Source organism: Enterobacter sp. FW301-JW81 (genome assembly GCF_058788735.1).
Genome location: NZ_JBYTBA010000003.1, coordinates 361,423 through 382,041, shown reverse-complemented (window position 1 = coordinate 382,041; position 20,619 = coordinate 361,423). Strand labels below are relative to the sequence as shown.

Genomic DNA, 20,619 nt, shown 5'->3' with positions numbered 1-20,619 from the left:
ATCCCTTTTAAATCTTAATTATGCGTCTTCGCCAAAAGCGTTTTTAAGCCATTCGATCTCATTTCCGGTGAAGGCTATCACATCGAACCGGCAATCCACAGTATCAAAACTCCCATTATGGCGGGCAAGCCACAAGTGGGCAGTCTGTAATAATTTATGTTGTTTGGCGAGCGTCACGCTGGCGGCAGCACCGCCGAAACGGGAGGACTGTCGAAAGCGGACTTCTACAAACACAATGACCTGACCGTCTTTCATGATCAGGTCAATTTCGCCGCCGCGCCCGCGGACGTTAGCGGCGATAAAGCGCAGTCCATTGCCTTCAAGCCAGCGACGCGCTTTTAACTCCCACGCGTCGCCGGTCTCTTTACGGCTTAACTGGCCGGGACGATTTGCCCCTGCTGGTATTTGAGCCATGATAACTTCCTGTTGATCACGCAGTCCTGAGTTGCGGTCAGATCGCCGGTGTTGCCGTTAAGCTCAAAGCCCGGCACCTGGCGCATCTGGGTAAAGTGGTTCGCCAGCGCCCACGCATCGACACCCATCGCGTACAGACGCGCCAGAGAGTAATCGTTACGCACCGTGCTGAGCGCCTGCTGCATCAGCGCCGGATTGCTGCCAGCCAGCATAGGGATTTCACTGTACTGCAGGCCGTCCATTTCCAGACGGAAATCAGGGCCTGCGGTGCCCTGCGCGCTGCGCGAGCTGGCGTAGAGCGTTGCGCCACTCTGGCTGCCGTTACGCATCGCAATCATCGGTTTGATAAAGGCGATCTCCTGCGGTGTGGCAACAATATAGGCCGCATCCACTTTACCGCCACCGCTAATCTGCGCGTCGGTAGGTGGGGCAGGGATCGTCAGGCCGCCAATGGTCACGCCCTGCTGCTGCGGCAGGCTCGCGGTCACCGGGCTACCGTTAAGCGCGATACCCGCTCCGCCGTTTACGCCCGCGCGCAGTTCAGAGACGGAACCGAATTTCTGCTGCAGCACCACGCCGCCGCCCAGCTTCTGCCACTCATCGGCAAAGGCATTGGCCACGCGATCGCCAAGCGTGCTGCGTGGGATGAGCAGCAGCGGAGCCTGCTTACCCTGCTCGTGAATATGACGCGCCGCATCGCGGGCCTCATCTTCAGGAGAAAGCGCGAAGTAGCAAATATTGGCCCGGTTCTGAACCTGCTCAGGCTGGTTGAGCGCCAGCACGTTCAGCGTGGTATTGCTCTTCATCAGCTCTTCAACGTTGTTTTTCAGCAGCGGGCCGACAACGATGCTCGCACCGTCCTGCTGAACCTGCGCCAGAACCTGGTCAAGCGGCTGCGAGCTGGTGTCATAGACTTTCAACTCAGCGCCCGGGTTGGCGCTGGTGGCTGCCACGGCCTGCGGTTGAGCGGCAGGTTGTACAGGCTTCTGCTGAGTCTGTTGAGTCTCCTGGGGCTGTGCGGCTGGGGCGTCAGGTGCAGGCGCTGCCTGTGTCTCAGCCGGAGCCTGCGTCTCAGGTGCTGCAGTAGCCGCAGGCGTCGTCGGGGCCGTCACCGGGTTTTGCATCGTGCCCTGCGCCGGGGTTTGCGCGGTGGTCAGGTCGCTGGTCTCCGCGGCGGAAGGGCTGACAACGTCATTCACGTTGGCCGCCTGGGCCGCCTGGGCGGGAACCGCGCTGCCCGTTACCGAGGTGGTGCCGTTTTTCGCCGCTTCAAAGCCCTGCTGAATGGTACGGCCAAACACTGCCGCCTGGCCGTTGAGCGGCAGAAGCAGGGCGATTTTGCTGGTGGATGCAGGCTTAAAGTTCTGCACGTTCACCAGCTGGGTTGGCAGCATTTTCGCGCCCGGGTTTTGCGGGTAGCGCGTCTGCCAGTCCGTAATACCGGCTTTCAACATCTTTGGATCGCTGCGGTTGTTAAACCACATCTGCTGCAGATCCAGCCAGCCCTGAAGAACGTTTTCATCCGCGTTAATGACCAGCGCCTGCGCCTGTTCCTGGGTCATAGAGGCAAGCGCTTGCCAGGTGGCATCAATATTTTTCTGCTTATCCGCGCCGCCGAGCAGTGGCTCTTGTGCGACGAGCGCCCGGAGCAGCGTCAGCGAAGGACGCCCCTGCTCAGCGGTAATGCCCGCCTGCCAGAAGCGGGCCTGCTGATTTTTATCCAGCGCGCTCACGTCAATGTCACCGAGGGTCTTCTTCGCGGCGGCGTAATCTTTCAGTGCGACTTTCAGCTCGGCAGAGAGCAGGCTCTGCTCACGACGCTGGGTGTCGTTAAGATCTTTCGGCAACTGGTTAAACAGCTCGGCGGCCCGCTGGGTTTTACCCTCTTTCAGCAGTGCACGAATGGCGAGTAATTGCCAGTTGATCCTGGTATCATTTGAACTCTGCGACATTTGTTGCAGATAAAAGCCAGAATCAGCCTGAGCGGAACCCTGAAGATGGGCCGTGCTCTGGTCAGGTGCCTGGGTGCCACAGCCTGCAAAGATCAGGGCTGCCAGCAGAAGCGGCACGCTGCGCGTGGCTTTTTTTCGAAGAAACGTTAACGGTACCATACTGTATCCAGTGATTTTTTTACGCAATGCTCAATATTAAATCGGCAATACGGACGAAACAATGAAACAACACGAAACGGCAGATAATTCTCAAGGCCAGCTTTATATTGTACCTACTCCTATCGGGAATTTATCTGATATTACCCAACGTGCGCTCACCGTATTGCAAGCTGTTGATTTAATTGCCGCCGAAGATACCCGACACACCGGATTACTGCTGCAGCATTTCGCGATTAACGCCCGTTTGTTCGCCCTGCACGATCACAATGAGCAACAAAAAGCCGAAACGCTGGTGGCGAAGTTGAAGGAGGGGCAGAACATTGCGCTGGTCTCCGATGCCGGTACGCCGCTTATTAACGACCCTGGCTACCATCTGGTGCGCACCTGTCGCGAAGCCGGTATCCGCGTTGTGCCGCTGCCGGGGCCGTGCGCCGCCATTGCCGCGCTGAGCGCCGCGGGTCTGCCGTCCGACCGTTTCTGCTATGAAGGCTTCCTTCCAGCCAAATCCAAAGGCCGCCGCGACGTGTTGAAGGACCTGGAAGCGGAGCCGCGTACTCTGATTTTTTACGAATCCACGCACCGCCTGCTGGAGAGCCTGGAAGACATGGTCACCGTCTGGGGAGAAGGCCGCTATGTGGTGCTGGCGCGCGAGCTGACCAAAACCTGGGAGACCATTCACGGCGCGCCGGTGGGCGAACTGCTGGCGTGGGTAAAGGAAGATGAAAACCGCCGCAAGGGTGAAATGGTGCTGATTGTCGAAGGGCATAAAGCGCAGGAAGACGCGCTCCCTGCCGACGCGCTGCGCACGCTGGCGCTGCTGCAGGCAGAGCTGCCGCTTAAGAAAGCGGCTGCACTGGCGGCGGAGATCCACGGCGTGAAAAAGAATGCGCTCTATAAGTATGCGCTGGAGCAGCAGGGGGAGTAATCCCCTGCGTATTTTTTTGCCGGGTGACGGCTGCGCCTTACCCGGCCTACGGTTAGTTAACAGGCATCGCCTCAAACACCAGCGTTTCCAGCGGTTTCAGGGTAATCACCACCGCGTTTTTATACTCCTCCGGTACGCTATCGTTACTGCCGTACACCGCTTTCAAATTGAAGTGCGTCGTGCCGTCTGTCGGGATCTCAAAGTCTCTTGCCAGCTCCAGATAGTAGCTTTGTGGCTTATCCGACGGGTTACGCAAGCCGATAATCGCTTTGTCCTTGCTCCATGATGCCCAGCCGTAAACCTGCAATGCCGTCGGGTCACCGCCAATCCAGTGGGTATCCACCAGCACGCTGGCGTTATCCCGGGACCACTTCGCGGCCTGCGCCAGGACATCCCACTTCGCCTTGTTGAGCATTGAAGGGGTGATATACAGCTCCTGCAACTGGGTGCCGGTGGCGAAGTAGCTCCAGACCTGGTCTGCAAAATCGCTGTCCGTTTGCACCTTCTCCAGACCGTAATACGCGTTCTCCGCGCTGACGATCCCGTGATACATCAGGGAGTTCAGCGGGAACAGCGGACCTTTACGTACAATGGAGCGATACGTTTCCGCATCGCGGTAGGTCATCCACTGCTGCACCGGCGTGCCGGGGCCGTACAGGTTGATATCATCTCCCTGGCGCCAGATGGAATCGGCGTAGAACAGCCAGGATGGGCTGGCGTTGGTACCGGTCGTCAGGTTAATAAACAGATTCGGATTGGCGCTGCGCATGTTATGCAGCAGATCGATAGAGGCGTCAAAATCCGAGGCGAACGGGCTCCCCTTAATATGTGAATTGGCATTACCCATCCCGTCGAGCTTGAACGAGGTAATGTGCTCATTTTTGATAAGCTTAACAATCTGCTCATTAAAGTTTTTAAAGTAGTTTGGGCCTGACAGCGCCAGCTTCCCGTCTACCGTTTCGAAACCGTACTCTTTTGCATGCGAGACGCGCGTATCGCGCGGTTTGTTATATCCGCCCCACGGCGAGAGCCACAGGCCGACGGAGCTGTGCAGGCTGTCAGCTTTCTCCCGTACCTTGCCAAAACCCTTGCTGAAAGCCGGGCCAAACAGCCAGCGCCCGGTCAGGTCATCCCAGCCATCGTCAAGCAGGAACGCATCCAGCGCCACGCCGCGCCCGGTGATAAATTCCTTATTCCATTCATCCATCCGCCCCAGCACGTCCTGCTCGGAGTACGGGGTAAAGAAGCCGATATCCATCCAGCTGTTATAGTGTAAATAAGGCTTATACGGACGCGGACGGACGGCATCGATAAACTGGTTTACGCTACGGCGCAGCTGGCTGGTCTCCGGGAAGGTACCAAAGTACGTGGTGTAGCTGACCGGAGTTGCGGGCTGAATAGGGGTTTTCAGCTCCACGTTGAGGTTGGTCGTCGCTTCATAGGCGTAAGTGTTAACGATGGGCTTATCCGGCAGAATAAAGAACGAGTCTGCGACGATCGGCGAGCTGTTAATTGCCCCGTCTACGTAAGGGGCCTGAGCCTGCTTTTTGGTCGGGAAGAAGGTGATTTTCGCCACGTCCCGGGGCTGACCAACGGCGGCGATGGTGTAGTCGATGCTGGCGTATTTGCCCTTCACCAGGTTCAGCTTCACCGTCACGTTAAATTCCGGATGGGTGAAATCAACGACAATCCCGCTGTCCTGCTTGTCGACATGCTTGATTTTAAAATCCGCGGTGTGGATTTTAGTCTCGTCCGGCAGCGTCAGAAAGAACAGCTCCTGCGGCGTGAGCGGATGGTTAGCTTTGCTGTCCTTAACCACAACCGTTGAGTTTGCATCATCAAATGACAGGGCGATATTGTCGTTATTGAGCGTGTAGTTCGCGGCCACCGCGCTATGGGATACGCACAGGGCCAGCACTGAGAGTGCGAGAATTTTTTTCATCAGCGTAAGCTCCATTTTAATCAGGCTTCTGCCGGAAGCAGCAATCGGTTTGCCGAGCCGCAAACGGTGATTTTGCTTCTGACCACCTCTTTCATGGCGTCCATACCGACCCGCATATAGAAGCGCGGATCGTTACCCTGGGGGTTTTCAGCAAACCAGGCCTTCACCGCGTCAGAGAAGGCGATTTTCAGCTCGGTAGCCACGTTCACTTTGCACACGCCCAGCGCGATGGTGCGGCGAACATCTTCATCCGGCACATCGCTCGCGCCGTGCAGCACCAGCGGCACGGTGACCACGTCGCGGATCTCGGCCAGCCGCTGGAAGTCGATTTTCGGGCGTTTGGTATACAGGCCGTGTGCGGTACCGATGGCGACGGCGAGGCTATCGACGCCGGTCAGCTCGACAAAGCGTTTCGCTTCCTGAGGGTCGGTGAGAAACGCGCTTTCGGCGTCGACGCTCATGTCATCTTCCACGCCGCCCAGTCGGCCCAGCTCGGCCTCGACGCTACAGTCGTTGAGGTGGCAAAAATCGACCACCGACTTCACCAGCTTCACGTTTTGTTCGAACGGATAGTGGCTGCCGTCGATCATCGCGCTACGCACGCCCGCGTTGACCTTGCGACGAATATCGTCGAGAGATTCGTGGTGATCGAGATGCAGCGCCAGCGGCATGTCGTAGGTTAACGAGTATGCGCTGCACAGGGCGTAGATCTCTTCCAGCGCAATGTGCTTAAAGGTGCCCGGCGTGCCCGCGAGGATCACCGGCGATCGCATTTCGCTGCACACTTCTAGGATCGCCTGGATCGTCTCAGCGTTGTGGATGTTGAACGCCGGTACCGCGTAGCCTTTTGCCTGCGCGTCCTGCAGAAGATATTTCGTTGAGATAATGCTCATAGTGAGATCCTCTTAAGCCTGCCACGGATGAATAACAACGCCCTGCACCACGCGGTTGACCGTGCCGCTGGCAGATGGCGTATCGGGCGTATTGCCCACGCTGAGAGACTGGGACAGCGCAAAGACCTGGGCGTACATCAGGAAGCAGAACGCCTGTTCCATATCGATAAACGGGCGGGAAGGCGGCAGCAGGATGTGCGGACCCGCTTCAATAACCGCATCGTTTTCAGCGGCGATGGCGACGACGCGCAGAGCCTGGCGTTCGCGGCGCAGTTCGGCCAGCAGATCGAGATCGTACTGACGCGTATACGGATGGCTGGAGACAAACACCACCACCAGCGTTTCGCTATCCACCAGTGATTTAGGCCCGTGACGGAAGCCGGTTGGGGACTCGTAGAACGCCGCCAGCTTGCCCGCCGTCAGCTCCAGCACCTTCAGCGCCGATTCACGCGCCGCGCCCTGCAGGCCACCGCTTCCCAGGTAAACGATCCTTTTCCACGGTTCGTTGCCAAAGACCCCTTGGCGGAAATCGCCGAGTGAGGTGAGGATCGCCTGACAGCGATCGGCCACGTCGCGGAAGGTGTGGCTACCGATCGTTTCTGGCGCGAATACCGCCAGGCAGCTCGCCATCATGGTGGTGATACTGCTGGTCATCGCGAAGCCGCGATCGTGCGTTTCGGCAGGCATCAGCAGGGCATAGGCGTTATCGCTGTCGACGGCGTTCTGATACAGGCTACCCGCCTCGTTACAGGTGATCGACAGGTGGTAGCACTCCGGCACGAACTGATTGGCCAGCTCTACCGCAGCCACGCTCTCCGGGCTGTTGCCGGAGCGGGCAAACGAAACCAGCAGCAGCGGATGTGTTGGGCTGAAGTAATCCATCGGGTTCGTGACCAGATCGGTTGTCGGTACGGCGGAGATGTTTTTCCCGGTGTGGCTCGCAAGCCATGGCGCAATGATATCGCCAATAAACGCGGACGTGCCCGCGCCGGTCAGTACGATCCGCAGATCGCGCTTGCGCAGCAGCGGGGTCAGGAAACCATCAATCGAGGAACGCAGATTATCGATGTTGTTGAGCGAGCGGATCCAGCTGGCAGGCTGCTGGCGGATCTCTTCTTCGGTCCAGGTGCCGGTTGTGGCGGCGGGGGTGATTTGTGGCATAACTCAGTCCTTAGTCGTGTGAATTCCACATCAGACGCTGGCAAACGTGTCGCTATCTTTCGTTTCGTTTCACTTGTTCACTTAAGCAGTTAAATAAAATTTATAGAAAAGAAATCGAAAGTTCAATGAAAGAAAAGAAATAAAACGAAAAGTGTGATCGTGAAAGAAAAGGGCAAATTTAAGGAAAGGAAAAGAAAGGCCTTACGGTTTCAGGCCGTAAAGCCAAAAGGAGACACAATGAAAGGGCTAAAGGGGGAGAGCCTGGCCCTGAATCCAGATCTGCTGAAGGTGTAAACCACCGTCCAGCGCAATCATATTGGCGCGTTTTCCCGGCGTTAAGGATCCGAGCTGACGATCGATGCCCAGCAGGCGGGCAGGGTGCAGCGAAGCCATATGAATAGCGTCTTCTGCGGCGACGCCCGCGTGCTCCACCATATTCCTGACTGCGGCATCCAGCGACAGCGTGCTGCCCGCCAGTCCGCCGGAGGCGGTTTTCACCACGCCGTGGTGCATCGTGACCTCTTCGCCACAGAGCGTATAGCGCCCATCCGGCATACCTGCCGCCTGCATGGCATCGGTAATCAGCACCACTCTCTCTTTCGCACAGCAGCTGCATAAGCGCAGGGCTCCCGGATGAACATGGTGGCCGTCGGCGATAAGCTCCAGCCACGCCCGCTTGTCCGTCAGCCCCGCGCCGACCATGCCGGGCCCTCTGTGATGCAGCCCCGTCATGCCGTTGTAGCAGTGCACCAGCCCGTCCGCGCCGGCGTCAAAGGCGGCGAGGGTTTGCCCGTAGGTGGCGGCACTGTGGCCCAGCATCACGCGTAAACCCCGCTGCTTCAGGTGGCGGATCGCCCGTAGCGCGCCGGGCTTTTCCGGCGCCAGCGCCACCACCTTCAGCGTGTTGTGCGAAAGCGTAATTAGCGCGTCCAGCTCGGCGATATCCAGCTCACGAAACAGCGCCGGCGGGTGCGCCCCTTTGTTCTGCGGGGTGAAGTACGGCCCTTCCAGGTAGCTACCCAGAATCTGCGCGCCGGGGCCGCCCGACCGACAGCGCCGGGCGATGCGCGTGAGGGCACCGTGAATGAGCTCCAGCGGTGCGGTGACGGTAGTGGGCAAAAATGCCCCCACCCCTTCACGCGCTTTATGGATGGCTAAAACGTCCAGCGTATCGGGTGCGTCATCCATCACATCCACGCCCATGCCACCATGCACGTGAATATCAATGTACGCCGGGCAGAGCTTATCGGCATCGCGGGCGTGAACGCCCGTGGGGATGGGCTCAATCGCCGCGATAACGCCGTTCTCGATACGAAGCTGGTGGTCATCCAGCCAGCCCTGTTCGGTCAGCACCCGTCGTGCGCGCAGCAACTGGCTCATATCCCTTCCTCAGCGGGCGCTTCCTCGCGGCAGCGCCCAAGCTCATCCACCAGACTCGTCAGGCCCCGGTGTCCGCATTCCAGTGCCTGCAGGCGAAACGCTTCGCTGGTTAATCCGTCTCGCTCCAGCACCATCTCCAGCAGGAGCTGCAGGTTGGTGCCGGTGATGACTTCGCTGCCCGGTCTTTGCATCGCGAGCGTTGATGCCACGCGAAACGGCGTGCCGCCCAGCAAATCGGTAAGAAACACAATATCGTGCCGGGCGTCGAGTTCGCTCACCGCCTGCTCAAGCTGAGCGGTCAGCCGCGCCGTGGTAGACGTTTCAGGAAAATCGATGGCGATAAACTGCGGCTGCTCGCCGAGGATCTGCTTCATCGCCTGCTCAAGCCCGCTGGCAAAACCGCCGTGACCCGTCAAAATAATGCCTAACATTGCTACCTCTTTGCTTTTACAGGAAGTGACAGAATTTACCGACAACGCCCAGCACCACGGTAATACCAATCAGCCGCAGCGGGCTCCAGCCACGGCGCACCAGCCAGAACATGGTCAGGGTGTAGACCAGCGGCAGAAACGCAGGCATCAGCTTGTCGATAACGTCGGCCTGCAGCTTGACGACCGCATCCCCGGCTTTGATTTCGAGCGTGGTGTTGAGGCGGACATAGGTTGCTACCAGCGCGCCGATCACCGTCATCCCGACGATGGAGGCCGTATGGCCGACCTTTTTGGTGTTGGCCTTGATCAGCGGAATGGCCGCAACGCCCATCCGGTAAGCGTAGTGCGCCAGACCAAAACGCAGGCCGAGGTGCACAACGTTAAACAGCACGATAAAGACCACTGCGCCCAGAATCGATCCCTGCAGCGCCAGGCTGGCACCAATGCCGCCGCAGATGGGCAGAAGGGTAAGCCAGAACATGGCGTCACCGATGCCGCCGAGCGGCGCGCCGACGGCAATCTTGGTGCTCTGGATGCTGTTCACATCCTGTTTGGAGCGTTCCATCGCCAGAATAATGCCGATAACAAAGGTCACGAGGAACGGGTGGGTGTTAAAGAAGCCCATATGGCCTTTCATGGCCCGCGCCAGGTCCCGCTTGTTGGTGTGGATCTTTTTCAGCGCAGGCAGCAACCCGTACAGCCAGCCGGAGGCCTGCATACGTTCATAGTTGAACGAGGCCTGCAGCAGCATTGAACGCCAGGCGACGCGGTTAATATCTTTTTTCGTCAGTTCGGCACCGATGCTTTGGTCTTCGTAGACGTTTTCGTTGACGCCGGTCAGCAGGGTCTCTTCAGTTTCAGACACGCCCGGTAACGTTGTTTGATTAGATGCCATCTTCGAATTCCTCTTTCTGGGCCGCTGGAGCCGTCGGTTCAGGTGATTTACGTATCAGGTCGATCAGCGCCATGGCCAGCGCGGCGGCCGCAATCGCCAGGACCGGAAGCTTGAGCCAGGCCGCGGCGACAAAGCCGATAATGAAGTAGGGGATGTAGACGTTTTTCATCATGATCTTCAGCAGTACGGCGAAGCCGATAGCGGGCATGATGCCGCCTGCGACGCCGAGGCCGTCAATCAGACGCGCCGGCAGAACGTCAATGGCGGTTTTCGCGTGCTCCGCACCGAAATAGATGGGTAGAAACGCGCACAAGAAATAGAAGATGCCGAGCGCCAGCAGGGCCAGATAGTTAACCCGCTCAATGCCGTTGGTATCCGCATTGGCCGCCATTCGATCGCAGCGGGACATCACGCCGGACATCACCGAGAAGAGGAACGTAATCCCCATCTGTACCGCAACAGCAAACGGCACGGCGACGCCAACGGCAACTTCTGGCTTCACGCCTGTGCTGATGGCAAATGCGGTACCCACAATCGTGCCGATAATGACGTTTGGCGGTTGTGCGCCCGCGAGCGGCGCCAGGCCCATCCAGACCAGCTCTAACGTCCCGCCGGTCAAAATCCCGGTGTGCAGATCGCCAAGAATCAGGCCAACCAGCGGCCCGAGAACGACCGGGCGGTGCATGTGCGTTAACCCGTTAAACATATCCAGGCCCGCGATAAAGGCGAGAAGCCCCAGCGCGAATGCCTGCAACAGACTGATTTCCATTGTGAATCCCTCAGAGCAGTTTAAAGAGATCCAAAGCAGTTTCTGTCGGAACGCCCTGAACAAAGCATTCCACCCCGGCCGTTTTCAGGCCGTTGAACGCGGCAATATCGCTCGCGTCGACGGAGACCGTTTTGGCAATTTGTTGTTTGCCACTGGCGTAGTGCATGTTTCCTACGTTGATACGGGTGATGGGCACGCCGCCCTCAACCAGCTGCAGAAAATCGGCGGGAGATTTACAGACCAGCAGGATTTTCTGACGGTCGGCGGCGCGATGAATGTTGTCGATCACTTTTTGTAATGACCAGAACCGCACGGCGATCCCTTCCGCGAGCACCATTTCCATCAGGTTCTGTTGAACAGGATCCTCAGCCACCTCATCGTTGGCGACCAGAACCAGGTTTGCCCCCGCAAACCCTACCCACTGCACGCCCACCTGACCGTGGATCAGGCGTTCATCAATGCGGCATAAGACAATGTTTGGCATAGTGCTTTCCTCTTTTTATTATGCGTTTTGCGTCGTTACGCCTTCGCAGGCGGCGTGGTATTGCTGGAGTATGTCCTGAATGTGGTCGAGGATGAGTTCCCGAGGCGTCGACTTGAGAGCGCCCTCGCGAACTTTGCTGTACTGCAGCGGCAGGTACTGGCTGATCAGCGGCAATGGAATGGGGTCGTTTGCCAGATTGCGTACCAGCCGCGCGAAGGCTTCGTCGATCTGGCTGTCTGGCCAGTAATACCGCACGCGGTCAGAGTAGCTGTAGCCGCGCGCCAGGCGACGCGCGTTGCCGTCACCGTGGTAATGGCTTTGCCAGTACTCCGGTCGGTCGAGCATCACGTTTTCCAGCACGTGGCGCAGGCCAGAACTGGCCTTCGCTGGCAGCAGCTCCTCTTCAATGGCGGCCAGTGAGAAGAGGGCTTCGCGCAGGGCAAAGGTCAGGGCCGGACCGACTTTTAAGATGGCGAAGTGATCTTTTACCAGCTGGCGCAGCGCCTGCGGCGTCTGGTAGTCAGTGGAGTGCGCTTCAAAAACCAGCGTATCGTAGGCTTCCACCATTTCGCTCAGGGCGATGGCTTTTTCCGGCCGGTAGTCGCAGACGTGTGCGTGGTCGAACTCCACGCCGGGCTGTACCACCAGGCCAATAATGCGCGGCCAGATGTCGCTTAATCCTTCCTTTTCGAACGCGTGACGATGCGCTTCAAGCGTCGCGCGCGCCGCGTCTGGCGTGGTGACCTCAAGCTCGGTGAGCGTGTCGTGCGCGCCACCCGGCACCGGAACCTCCGTGCCGATAACGTAAACCAGATCGGATTCACCAAACTGTTCCCGGCAGGTCGCTTCGGCAATTTTCGCCAGACGCGCGGCGCGTTCGGCGACGATCGCGTCGGTCAGGGGAACCGGATCGTCCTCGCAGGACATGCTGCAGTCGAGGTGGATCTTTTTGAACCCGGCCGCGACATAGCTTTTAATGAGATCGTCGGCATTGGCCATGGCTTCCCGCGCGGGCAGGTGTTGCCAGCGGTTTGGCCCTAAGTGATCGCCGCCGAGAATCAGCCGTGACGCCGGGAATCCAAGAGAGTCTGCCAGCCTGCAGACGAACCCGTGAAAGTCGGCGGGCGTCATGCCGGTGTAGCCGCCAAACTGATCGACCTGGTTAGAGGTGGCCTCAATCAGCAGCGGCGTCTGCTGCGAATAGGCGTAACGAATCGCGGCTTCAAGTACCAGCGGATGTGCGGAGCAGACGGCATAAATTCCATTTGCCTTCCCCCGTTTATGCTGCTCCACCATTTCTGTCAGATGTTTCACTTTCCTCTCCATGTCGGATGGTAATGATATTTATCTTTCGTTTTGTTTCATTTAATCCTGCATCATGGTGATATAAAAATAAAACGAAAGATAATAGTTTTCCGATCTGTTTCACAAAAGAAACACAATGAAAGGTTTCAGCGCAGGTTAAGCGAATGCCAGGCGGGGTTTCAGGGCTTGCATTCCACCAAAAGAAAGGCGTTAATAGGCAAAACGAAATAAAACGAAAGTGTTTTTACTAAGGAGCTCGCATGGGCAGCACCGATCCATCCGCAGAAAAGCGCATCACCGGCACCAGCGAAAGGCGAGAGCAGATCATTCAGCGGCTGCGGGCGCAGGGAAGCGTACAGGTTAACGATCTTTCTCATTTATATGGCGTATCAACGGTAACGATCCGCAACGATCTGGCATTCCTGGAAAAACAGGGCATCGCCGTGCGCGCTTACGGTGGCGCGCTCATCTGCGAAGGCAATACGCCGGGCGCTGAGCCATCTGTGGAAGACAAAAGCTCGCTCAACACGGCGGTGAAGCGCAGCATCGCGCAGGCCGCTGCCGCGCTGGTGAAGCCCGGACACCGCATTATTCTGGACTCCGGTACCACGACGTTTGAAATTGCCCGCATGCTCCGTCAGCACATGGATGTCATTGCCATGACCAATGGGATGAACGTGGCGAATGCGTTGCTGGAGGCGGAAGGCGTTGAGCTGCTGATGACCGGCGGGCACCTGCGCCGCCAGTCGCAATCCTTCTACGGCGACCAGGCGGAGCAGTCCCTACAGAATTATCACTTCGATCTGCTGTTCCTGGGCGTTGACGCCATCGATCTCGATCGCGGCGTGAGCACGCATAACGAAGACGAGGCCCGCCTGAACCGCCGGATGTGTGAAGTTGCGGAGCGTATTATCGTTGTGACCGACTCCAGCAAGTTTGACCGCTCAAGCCTGCATAAAATTATTGATACGCAGCGGATTGATATGATTATCGTCGACGAGGGGATCCCGGCGGAGAGTCTGGACGGGTTGCGTAAAAGCGGGATTGAAGTGGTGTTGGTGAAGGGGTAGTTTCTCCCCTCACCCTGCCCTCTCCCCTATGGGGAGAGGGCAGGGTGAGGGGCAATCACGTCACCGGCGCTGGGTTAAACACCGCCAGCTGGTTATGCAGCCCCCATTGGTCAGAGAAGGTTTTCTTCCGCCCGCTCGCCACGTCCAGAATGAAGTGGAACAGCTTCCAGCCTACCTCTTCAATGCTCTCTTCCCCGGTGGCGATGGTGCCCGCGTTGATATCCATTAAGTCATACCAGCGGTTTGCCAGCTCGGTGCGCGTCGCCATTTTAATCACCGGCACCGCCATCAGGCCGTACGGCGTACCGCGCCCGGTGGTGAAGACCTGCACCGTAATGCCGGATGCGACCTGCTGCGTGCCGCAGACGAAATCGCTGGCCGGCGTTGCCGCGTAGATCAGGCCGCGCTTCGTCGGTCGCTGGCCCGGAGAGAGCACTTCAGCAATGGCGCTCTGGCCGGATTTGGCAATGGAGCCGAGAGCTTTTTCCACCACGTTTGCCAGACCGCCCTTTTTGTTCCCCGGAGAGGGGTTGGCGCTGCGGTCGGTTTTGCCCATGTCGAGATAGTTATCGTACCAGGCCATCTCCTCCAGCAGGCGTTTGCCGACCTCTTCGTTGACGGCGCGCGGCGTAAGCAAATGGATGGCGTCACGGACTTCGGTCACTTCGGAGAACATCACCGTGGCGCCGCAGCGAACAAGCAGATCGGACGCATAGCCCACCGCCGGGTTGGCCGTCACGCCGGAGAATGCATCGCTGCCGCCGCACTGGGTGCCCACCACCAGTTCCGAGGCCGGACACGTTTCGCGCTGGCGGCGGTTGAGTTTGTCCAGATGGCGCTCTGCGACCTGCAGAATATCGTCGACCATTGAACGAAAACCGACGTGGCGTTCGTCCTGCAGGCGCACAATGCTGGCCTCGTCTGCCGGGATGGCTTTGACATCTTCCGTGCCCTGCAGCAGACGCTCGGGCTGGAGCTTTTCGCAACCCAGACCGATCACCATCACCTCGCCGCCAAAGTTAGGGTTCAGGGCGATGTTGTGGATGGTCCGGATGGGCACGACCGCTGCCGGCGCGTTAATCGCCACGCCGCAGCCGTAAAGGTGATTCAGGCCGACCACGCCGTCCACGTTCGGGTATTTCGGCAGCAGATCGCGCTCGATGATTTTCACCACGTAATCCACTACGCCCGCCACGCAGTGCACGCTGGTGGTAATGCCGAGCAGGTTTTTAGTGCCGACGCTGCCGTCCGCATTGCGATAGCCTTCAAAGGTATAGCCTTCCAGCGGAGGAAGCGGCTCCGGCACGCGGGTTGCCAGGGGCAGCGTATTGAGCGGCGGTGCTTTTGGCAGCTCAACCAGCGACTCCTCAATCCAGCTACCCTGCGGAATGAAGCGGACGGCATAGCCGATGACTTCGCCGTAACGCACGATTTCGCCGTGAGCCGGGATATCCACCAGCGCAACTTTATGTCCTTGCGGAATATGCTCAGTCAGCTCCAGCCCGTCCGGGAATCGGGTTCCTGCTTTTAAGCCATTGTCGTTGACAATAATCGCCACGTTATCGGTGTCGTGTACTTTTATATAGAACGCCGTCGGCGATGCGTGTCGAATTTCAATGTCGGCCATTGTTCACTATTCTCCAGCAAAGTGTCTGATAATAAATTCAGCCAATTTTCTAATGGTAGAAATAAATACGCGGCTTTCAGAAATAAAGCATGTCAGCAGATAGGATATGAAAATGTGATCCCGATCGCTCCCGAACCAGTAATGCCTGATTCTGTGCATTAGCGCCCAGTGCTTTGTGCATATGCTCAAAATATTATCAAAATGCACCGGAATGCTTGAGCATTAAAACAATGTGCAGTGGTGGATTGCGTCTTATACTGAATGACGATTTTATAACGCCAAACCAGCTCAGAATAATAAATATAACCCTGTCGCTGCGTCTGAATAAATAAAATGATATTGAACAAGGCTGCGGAATTAAAAAGGTAAACGCGATGAATAACGATATCTTCCCGAATAAGTTTAAAGCGGCCCTTGCGGCGCATCAGATTCAAATTGGCTGCTGGTCCGCGCTGGCCAACCCCATCAGCACGGAAGTGCTGGGTCTGGCCGGCTTCGACTGGCTGGTGCTGGACGGCGAGCATGCGCCGAATGATATCAGCACCTTTATTCCGCAGCTGATGGCGCTCAAAGGCAGCCACAGCGCGCCGGTTGTGCGCGTGCCGACCAACGAGCCGGTGATCGTTAAACGTCTTCTGGATATCGGTTTCTACAATTTCCTGATCCCGTTTGTGGAAACGGCAGAGCAGGCGGCGCTGGCCGTGGCCTCCACGCGCTATCCCCCGGAAGGGATCCGCGGCGTCTCCGTTTCACACCGCGCCAACATGTTTGGCACCGTACCGGACTACTTCGCCCAGTCCAACAGCAACATCACCATCCTGGTCCAGATCGAGAGCCAGCAGGGCGTCGATAACGTCGATGCGATTGCCGCCACCGACGGCGTGGACGGTATCTTCGTTGGCCCAAGCGATCTGGCTGCCGCGTTCGGACACCTGGGGAATGCCGGTCATCCGGACGTACAGCGTGCCATTCAGCACATCTTTGCCCGCGCCAAAGCGCACGGTAAACCGTGCGGCATTCTGGCACCGGTTGAGGCGGATGCCCGCCGCTATCTGGAGTGGGGTGCCACGTTTGTTGCCGTCGGCAGCGATCTCGGCGTATTTCGCTCGGCCACGCAGAAATTAGCGGACGCTTTTAAAAAATAACCATCATTGAGGAAAAAACTATGACGCTGAAAGTGGGTTTTATTGGCCTGGGGATCATGGGGAAACCAATGAGTAAGAACCTCATCAAAGCAGGTTACTCACTGGTGGTATCCGATCACAATCCGCAGGCCGTGGCTGAGGTGATAGCGGCTGGCGCAGAAGCGGCCACCACCGCGAAAGCCATTGCCGAGCAGTGCGATGTCATCATCACCATGCTGCCAAACTCACCGCATGTTAAAGAGGTTGCGCTGGGTGAGAACGGTATTATCGACGGTGCGAAGCCTGGCCTGGTGCTGATCGATATGAGCTCTATCGCGCCGCTCGCAAGCCGTGAAATCAGCGAGGCGTTAAAAGCAAAGGGCGTTGAAATGCTGGACGCGCCGGTGAGCGGCGGTGAGCCGAAAGCGATCGACGGCACGCTGTCTGTTATGGTCGGCGGCGACAAGGCCGTTTTCGACCAATACTACGACCTGATGAAAGCGATGGCGGGCTCCGTGGTGCATACCGGGGACATCGGCGCCGGTAACGTGACCAAGCTGGCAAACCAGGTGATTGTGGCGCTAAACATTGCCGCCATGTCGGAAGCGCTGACGCTGGCTACCAAAGCGGGCGTCAACCCGGACCTGGTCTATCAGGCGATTCGCGGTGGTCTGGCGGGTAGCACCGTGCTGGATGCCAAAGCGCCGATGGTCATGGACCGAAATTTCAAACCCGGCTTTCGCATCGACCTGCATATTAAAGACCTGGCCAACGCGCTGGATACCTCTCACGGCGTGGGGGCACAGCTGCCGCTGACCGCATCGGTTATGGAGATGATGCAGGCGCTGCGCGCGGATGGCCTGGGCACGGCCGACCACAGCGCGATTGCATGCTACTACGAAAAGCTGGCGAAGGTGGAAGTCGCGCGTTAATCGCGTCTTGCCCACGCCTGAGGGTGACAGCGGCGCGCAAACCCTCTATACTGCGCGCCGAAGCTGACCAGACAGTCGCCGCTTCGTCGTCGTCCCCTTTGGGGGAGACGGGCGGAGGGGAGGAAAGTCCGGGCTCCATAGGGCAGGGTGCCAGGTAACGCCTGGGGGGGAAACCCACGACCAGTGCAACAGAGAGCAAACCGCCGATGGCCCGCGCAAGCGGGATCAGGTAAGGGTGAAAGGGTGCGGTAAGAGCGCACCGCGCGGCTGGTAACAGTCCGTGGCACGGTAAACTCCACCCGGAGCAAGGCCAAATAGGGGTTCACAAGGTACGGCCCGTACTGAACCCGGGTAGGCTGCTTGAGCCAGTGAGCGATTGCTGGCCTAGATGAATGACTGTCCACGACAGAACCCGGCTTATCGGTCAGCTTCAACTTCTTAAAAAACCCCGCTTTGGCGGGGTTTTTGCTTTCTGGGCTTTGCAGGCCGGGTACGCGCAGCGTCACCCGGCAATCGCCTGTGCGATATAAATTCTCATATTTGCGACATTAAGCACATTTCACTGTTTTTATCCCTTCATCGTCTATTCAACATCTGCTTACGATCGACATCACAAAATTTCACGCTAAAAAATCATCAATCTTCAGTGTTGATAGTTTGTTATGTTTGTTACCTTAATGATCGCGAAACTTTTCTCGTTTGATATGTACATATTGAATTTAAAAACATTCGCCCCGTGAATGTGTGACGTATTCCTCTCTTTATCGGTAACCTGCAAAATTACGTCTGAAAATTTTGATAAATTAAAAGAATGTTTCAAATGAATAGTGGTTATTTATTGCCCTTTAATTGTCTGAAATATCGTCTTTATTGATTTTTTATGAACGGTAAAATTTAGCCGGGTTATCGCCATAAAATAAATTTATTACCGTGGGTTTTATTGATCAATATCAGCGTAATGGCGTATTTTAATTTCAGTATTTTATTGATATTAAAGGTTTTTTATTGGGTTTTGCAGCGGCTGGATTGGATGCGAAAAGGCAAATTGTGAGTAACAGCACATACCCCTTTAAACATTATTGAGTAGAATTCACCCCGTCATAGGGAAATAAGCGCAGAATATTATGAACACTATTATTCTACCGAAAACACAGCACCTCGTGGTATTTCAGGAAGTCATTAAAAGTGGCTCCATAGGTTCTGCGGCAAGACAGCTGGGCCTGACGCAGCCCGCCGTCAGCAAAATCATCAGCGATATCGAATCCTACTTTGGCGTGGAAGTGATGGTGCGCAAAAACACCGGCGTCAAACTCACTGCCGCGGGCCAGGTTCTGCTCTCGTACTCCGAGTCGATCACCCGTGAGATGAAAAACATGGTGAGCGAAATCAACAGCCTGAGCTTCAGCACTGTCATGGACGTCTCCTTTGGCTACCCGTCGCTGATCGGCTTTACCTTCCTGTCAGAGATGATCAAAAAATTTAAGGAAGTGTTCCCGAAAGCACGCGTCTCGATGTATGAAGCGCAGCTGTCGTCTTTCCTGCCGGCCATTCGCGACGGCCGGCTGGATTTCGCCATCGGTACGCTGAGCGATGAAATGCTGCTGCAGGATCTGCACGTCGAGCCGCTGTTTGAGTCCGAGTTTGTGCTGGTCGCCAGTAAGTCACGAACGTGCACCGGCCCGACGACACTGGCATCGCTCACGCACGAGCAGTGGGTGATGCCGCAAACCGATATGGGCTACTACAAAGAACTTCTGACCACCCTGCAAGACAACCACATCAGCATTGAAAACATCGTCCAGACCGATTCCGTCGTCACCATTTATAACCTTGTGCTGAATGCCGATTATCTGACGGTCATTCCCCGCGACATGATTGCCCCGTTCGGCTCCGATCAATTCATCGTCCTGCCGGTGGAAGATGAATTACCCGTGGCGCGTTATGCCGCCGTGTGGTCGAAAAATTACAGAATTAAAAAATCGGCGTCAGTATTAGTTGAGCTGGCAAAACAATATGCCTCACTCACCAGCGAAAGACGACGATGATGTATTAATCCCCTGAGAAGCATTAAACCTTTATAAAAACACCCAGAGTTTATTTTAACAATGCTCTGATACCCTGACTTTGCCCGAAAAGAATGAATTATTATAACGAGGATATTATGCACATTACCTACGATCTCCCGGTAACGATTGAAGATATTCAGGATGCCAGAAAACGGCTGGCAGGAAAGGTATATAAAACCGGTATGCCGCGTTCGAATTATCTCAGCGAACGCTGTAAGGGCGAAATATTCCTGAAGTTTGAGAACATGCAGCGTACCGGTTCGTTTAAGATCCGCGGTGCGTTTAACAAATTAAGCTCGCTGACCGACGCTGAAAAACGCAAAGGCGTGGTCGCCTGCTCCGCGGGAAACCACGCGCAGGGGGTGTCTCTCTCCTGCGCAATGCTGGGCATTGACGGCAAAGTTGTGATGCCGATGGGCGCGCCGAAGTCCAAAGTGGCCGCAACGCGCGACTACTCGGCGGAGGTGGTGCTGCACGGCGAGAACTTTAACGACACCATCGCCAAAGTCAGCGAAATCGTCGAGATGGAAGGACGTATTTTTATTCCACCTTACGATGACGCCAAAGTGATTGCCGGGCAGGGCACCATCGGTCTGGAAATTCTCGAAGATTTATACGATGTGGATAACGTCATTGTGCCTATCGGCGGCGGCGGCTTAATTGCCGGGATCGCGACGGCGATTAAATCCATCAACCCCACCATTAATATTATCGGCGTGCAGTCAGAAAATGTTCACGGCATGGCGGCATCGTATCAGGCGGGAGAGATTATAAACCATCGCGTTACCGGTACATTAGCCGATGGTTGCGATGTCTCTCGTCCGGGTAAATTAACCTTCGAAATTGTTCGTGAATTAGTCGATGACATTGTGCTGGTCAGTGAAGACAACATTCGTGACAGCATGATTGCGCTTATTCAGCGAAATAAAGTGGTGACGGAAGGTGCCGGTGCGCTGGCCTGTGCCGCGTTATTAAGCGGCAAGCTTGACCACTATATTCAGGGTCGTAAAACCGTCTGCATTATTTCCGGCGGCAATATCGATCTCTCTCGTGTTTCCCAAATTACCGGCTTCGTTGACGCATAAAGGTG

General features: G+C 56.6%; 18 protein-coding genes and 1 other RNA gene. 7 read left to right on the top strand and 12 right to left on the bottom strand.

What is annotated here, in order from left to right; all coding sequences use genetic code 11:
* Nucleotides 1-18 precede the first annotated feature (18 nt).
* Together AC3WOK_RS12825 and AC3WOK_RS12820 are read right to left on the bottom strand one after the other, a co-directional pair.
* On the bottom strand, nt 19-414 hold the full coding sequence (locus AC3WOK_RS12825) for a YraN family protein (protein WP_023333573.1): 396 nt from the start codon (nt 412-414) through the stop codon (nt 19-21).
* On the bottom strand, nt 372-2,525 hold the full coding sequence (locus AC3WOK_RS12820) for a penicillin-binding protein activator (RefSeq protein WP_492354631.1): 2,154 nt from the start codon (nt 2,523-2,525) through the stop codon (nt 372-374). The genes AC3WOK_RS12825 and AC3WOK_RS12820 overlap by 43 nt, the downstream gene beginning before the upstream one ends.
* 61 nt (nt 2,526-2,586) lie before the next feature.
* Here AC3WOK_RS12820 and rsmI point away from each other — a divergent pair, with 61 nt between their 5' ends.
* Nucleotides 2,587-3,450: a 16S rRNA (cytidine(1402)-2'-O)-methyltransferase gene (gene rsmI, locus AC3WOK_RS12815; RefSeq protein ID WP_000809144.1), complete on the top strand. Its 864-nt coding sequence runs from the start codon at nt 2,587-2,589 to the stop codon at nt 3,448-3,450.
* A 52-nt stretch (nt 3,451-3,502) separates the two neighbouring features.
* Here the strand turns inward: rsmI and AC3WOK_RS12810 are convergent, their stop codons facing one another.
* From AC3WOK_RS12810 to kbaZ, 9 genes are all read right to left on the bottom strand, one after another.
* Nucleotides 3,503-5,392 carry an alpha-galactosidase gene (locus AC3WOK_RS12810; RefSeq protein WP_492354630.1) on the bottom strand — a complete coding sequence of 630 codons (1,890 nt, stop codon included), beginning with the start codon at nt 5,390-5,392 and terminating at the stop codon, nt 3,503-3,505.
* Between the two features lie 20 nt (nt 5,393-5,412).
* A complete protein-coding gene (kbaY, locus tag AC3WOK_RS12805; RefSeq protein WP_059312188.1) occupies nt 5,413-6,285 on the bottom strand; it encodes a tagatose-bisphosphate aldolase subunit KbaY in 873 nt (290 codons plus the stop codon).
* A 12-nt stretch (nt 6,286-6,297) separates the two neighbouring features.
* The gene (locus AC3WOK_RS12800; RefSeq protein ID WP_492354629.1) at nt 6,298-7,446 is read right to left on the bottom strand and encodes an SIS domain-containing protein; all 1,149 of its coding nucleotides are present in this window, start codon (nt 7,444-7,446) and stop codon (nt 6,298-6,300) included.
* A gap of 246 nt (nt 7,447-7,692) precedes the next feature.
* Nucleotides 7,693-8,826: an N-acetylglucosamine-6-phosphate deacetylase gene (gene nagA / locus AC3WOK_RS12795; RefSeq protein WP_492354628.1), complete on the bottom strand. Its 1,134-nt coding sequence runs from the start codon at nt 8,824-8,826 to the stop codon at nt 7,693-7,695.
* On the bottom strand, nt 8,823-9,257 hold the full coding sequence (gene agaF / locus AC3WOK_RS12790; RefSeq protein WP_047347731.1) for a PTS galactosamine/N-acetylgalactosamine transporter subunit IIA: 435 nt from the start codon (nt 9,255-9,257) through the stop codon (nt 8,823-8,825). The genes nagA and agaF overlap by 4 nt, the downstream gene beginning before the upstream one ends.
* A gap of 16 nt (nt 9,258-9,273) precedes the next feature.
* Complete coding sequence (agaE, locus tag AC3WOK_RS12785) at nt 9,274-10,152, bottom strand: PTS N-acetylgalactosamine transporter subunit IID (RefSeq protein ID WP_492354627.1); 879 nt, start codon at nt 10,150-10,152, stop codon at nt 9,274-9,276.
* On the bottom strand, nt 10,142-10,921 hold the full coding sequence (gene agaW / locus AC3WOK_RS12780) for a PTS N-acetylgalactosamine transporter subunit IIC (protein WP_492354626.1): 780 nt from the start codon (nt 10,919-10,921) through the stop codon (nt 10,142-10,144). The genes agaE and agaW overlap by 11 nt, the downstream gene beginning before the upstream one ends.
* A 10-nt stretch (nt 10,922-10,931) precedes the next feature.
* A complete protein-coding gene (agaV, locus tag AC3WOK_RS12775) occupies nt 10,932-11,405 on the bottom strand; it encodes a PTS N-acetylgalactosamine transporter subunit IIB (RefSeq protein WP_063430952.1) in 474 nt (157 codons plus the stop codon).
* An 18-nt stretch (nt 11,406-11,423) separates the two neighbouring features.
* Complete coding sequence (gene kbaZ, locus AC3WOK_RS12770; protein WP_063430954.1) at nt 11,424-12,731, bottom strand: tagatose-bisphosphate aldolase subunit KbaZ; 1,308 nt, start codon at nt 12,729-12,731, stop codon at nt 11,424-11,426.
* Nucleotides 12,732-12,970: 239 nt separating this feature from the next.
* On the opposite strand from kbaZ, the gene AC3WOK_RS12765 reads away from it, so the two are divergent.
* Nucleotides 12,971-13,780 carry a DeoR family transcriptional regulator gene (locus AC3WOK_RS12765; protein ID WP_492354625.1) on the top strand — a complete coding sequence of 270 codons (810 nt, stop codon included), beginning with the start codon at nt 12,971-12,973 and terminating at the stop codon, nt 13,778-13,780.
* A gap of 55 nt (nt 13,781-13,835) precedes the next feature.
* Here AC3WOK_RS12765 and garD read toward each other — a convergent pair whose 3' ends face one another.
* Nucleotides 13,836-15,407, bottom strand: coding sequence for a galactarate dehydratase (gene garD / locus AC3WOK_RS12760; RefSeq protein WP_492354624.1), 1,572 nt, complete (start codon nt 15,405-15,407; stop codon nt 13,836-13,838).
* 374 nt (nt 15,408-15,781) lie between these two features.
* Here garD and garL point away from each other — a divergent pair, with 374 nt between their 5' ends.
* The 5 genes from garL to tdcB all read left to right on the top strand — a co-directional run bounded on the left by garL (nt 15,782) and on the right by tdcB (nt 20,614).
* Entirely contained in the window at nt 15,782-16,552 is a 771-nt protein-coding gene (gene garL / locus AC3WOK_RS12755) for a 2-dehydro-3-deoxyglucarate aldolase (protein WP_059312197.1), read from the top strand.
* A 20-nt stretch (nt 16,553-16,572) separates the two neighbouring features.
* The gene (gene garR / locus AC3WOK_RS12750; RefSeq protein ID WP_063957187.1) at nt 16,573-17,463 is read left to right on the top strand and encodes a 2-hydroxy-3-oxopropionate reductase; all 891 of its coding nucleotides are present in this window, start codon (nt 16,573-16,575) and stop codon (nt 17,461-17,463) included.
* A gap of 59 nt (nt 17,464-17,522) precedes the next feature.
* Nucleotides 17,523-17,899: RNase P RNA component class A (gene rnpB, locus AC3WOK_RS12745), an RNA gene on the top strand.
* A gap of 688 nt (nt 17,900-18,587) precedes the next feature.
* Nucleotides 18,588-19,508, top strand: coding sequence for a transcriptional regulator TdcA (gene tdcA / locus AC3WOK_RS12740; protein WP_047347740.1), 921 nt, complete (start codon nt 18,588-18,590; stop codon nt 19,506-19,508).
* Between the two features lie 116 nt (nt 19,509-19,624).
* On the top strand, nt 19,625-20,614 hold the full coding sequence (gene tdcB, locus AC3WOK_RS12735) for a bifunctional threonine ammonia-lyase/L-serine ammonia-lyase TdcB (RefSeq protein WP_059312215.1): 990 nt from the start codon (nt 19,625-19,627) through the stop codon (nt 20,612-20,614).
* Nucleotides 20,615-20,619 lie beyond the last annotated feature (5 nt).

Coding starts and splice junctions, on each gene's coding strand:
- AC3WOK_RS12825 (WP_023333573.1), bottom strand. CDS start 414: ATGGCTCAAATACCAGCAGGGGCAAATCGTCCCGGCCAGTTAAGCCGT.
- AC3WOK_RS12820 (WP_492354631.1), bottom strand. CDS start 2,525: ATGGTACCGTTAACGTTTCTTCGAAAAAAAGCCACGCGCAGCGTGCCG.
- rsmI (WP_000809144.1), top strand. CDS start 2,587: ATGAAACAACACGAAACGGCAGATAATTCTCAAGGCCAGCTTTATATT.
- AC3WOK_RS12810 (WP_492354630.1), bottom strand. CDS start 5,392: ATGAAAAAAATTCTCGCACTCTCAGTGCTGGCCCTGTGCGTATCCCAT.
- kbaY (WP_059312188.1), bottom strand. CDS start 6,285: ATGAGCATTATCTCAACGAAATATCTTCTGCAGGACGCGCAGGCAAAA.
- AC3WOK_RS12800 (WP_492354629.1), bottom strand. CDS start 7,446: ATGCCACAAATCACCCCCGCCGCCACAACCGGCACCTGGACCGAAGAA.
- nagA (WP_492354628.1), bottom strand. CDS start 8,826: ATGAGCCAGTTGCTGCGCGCACGACGGGTGCTGACCGAACAGGGCTGG.
- agaF (WP_047347731.1), bottom strand. CDS start 9,257: ATGTTAGGCATTATTTTGACGGGTCACGGCGGTTTTGCCAGCGGGCTT.
- agaE (WP_492354627.1), bottom strand. CDS start 10,152: ATGGCATCTAATCAAACAACGTTACCGGGCGTGTCTGAAACTGAAGAG.
- agaW (WP_492354626.1), bottom strand. CDS start 10,921: ATGGAAATCAGTCTGTTGCAGGCATTCGCGCTGGGGCTTCTCGCCTTT.
- agaV (WP_063430952.1), bottom strand. CDS start 11,405: ATGCCAAACATTGTCTTATGCCGCATTGATGAACGCCTGATCCACGGT.
- kbaZ (WP_063430954.1), bottom strand. CDS start 12,731: ATGGAGAGGAAAGTGAAACATCTGACAGAAATGGTGGAGCAGCATAAA.
- AC3WOK_RS12765 (WP_492354625.1), top strand. CDS start 12,971: ATGGGCAGCACCGATCCATCCGCAGAAAAGCGCATCACCGGCACCAGC.
- garD (WP_492354624.1), bottom strand. CDS start 15,407: ATGGCCGACATTGAAATTCGACACGCATCGCCGACGGCGTTCTATATA.
- garL (WP_059312197.1), top strand. CDS start 15,782: ATGAATAACGATATCTTCCCGAATAAGTTTAAAGCGGCCCTTGCGGCG.
- garR (WP_063957187.1), top strand. CDS start 16,573: ATGACGCTGAAAGTGGGTTTTATTGGCCTGGGGATCATGGGGAAACCA.
- tdcA (WP_047347740.1), top strand. CDS start 18,588: ATGAACACTATTATTCTACCGAAAACACAGCACCTCGTGGTATTTCAG.
- tdcB (WP_059312215.1), top strand. CDS start 19,625: ATGCACATTACCTACGATCTCCCGGTAACGATTGAAGATATTCAGGAT.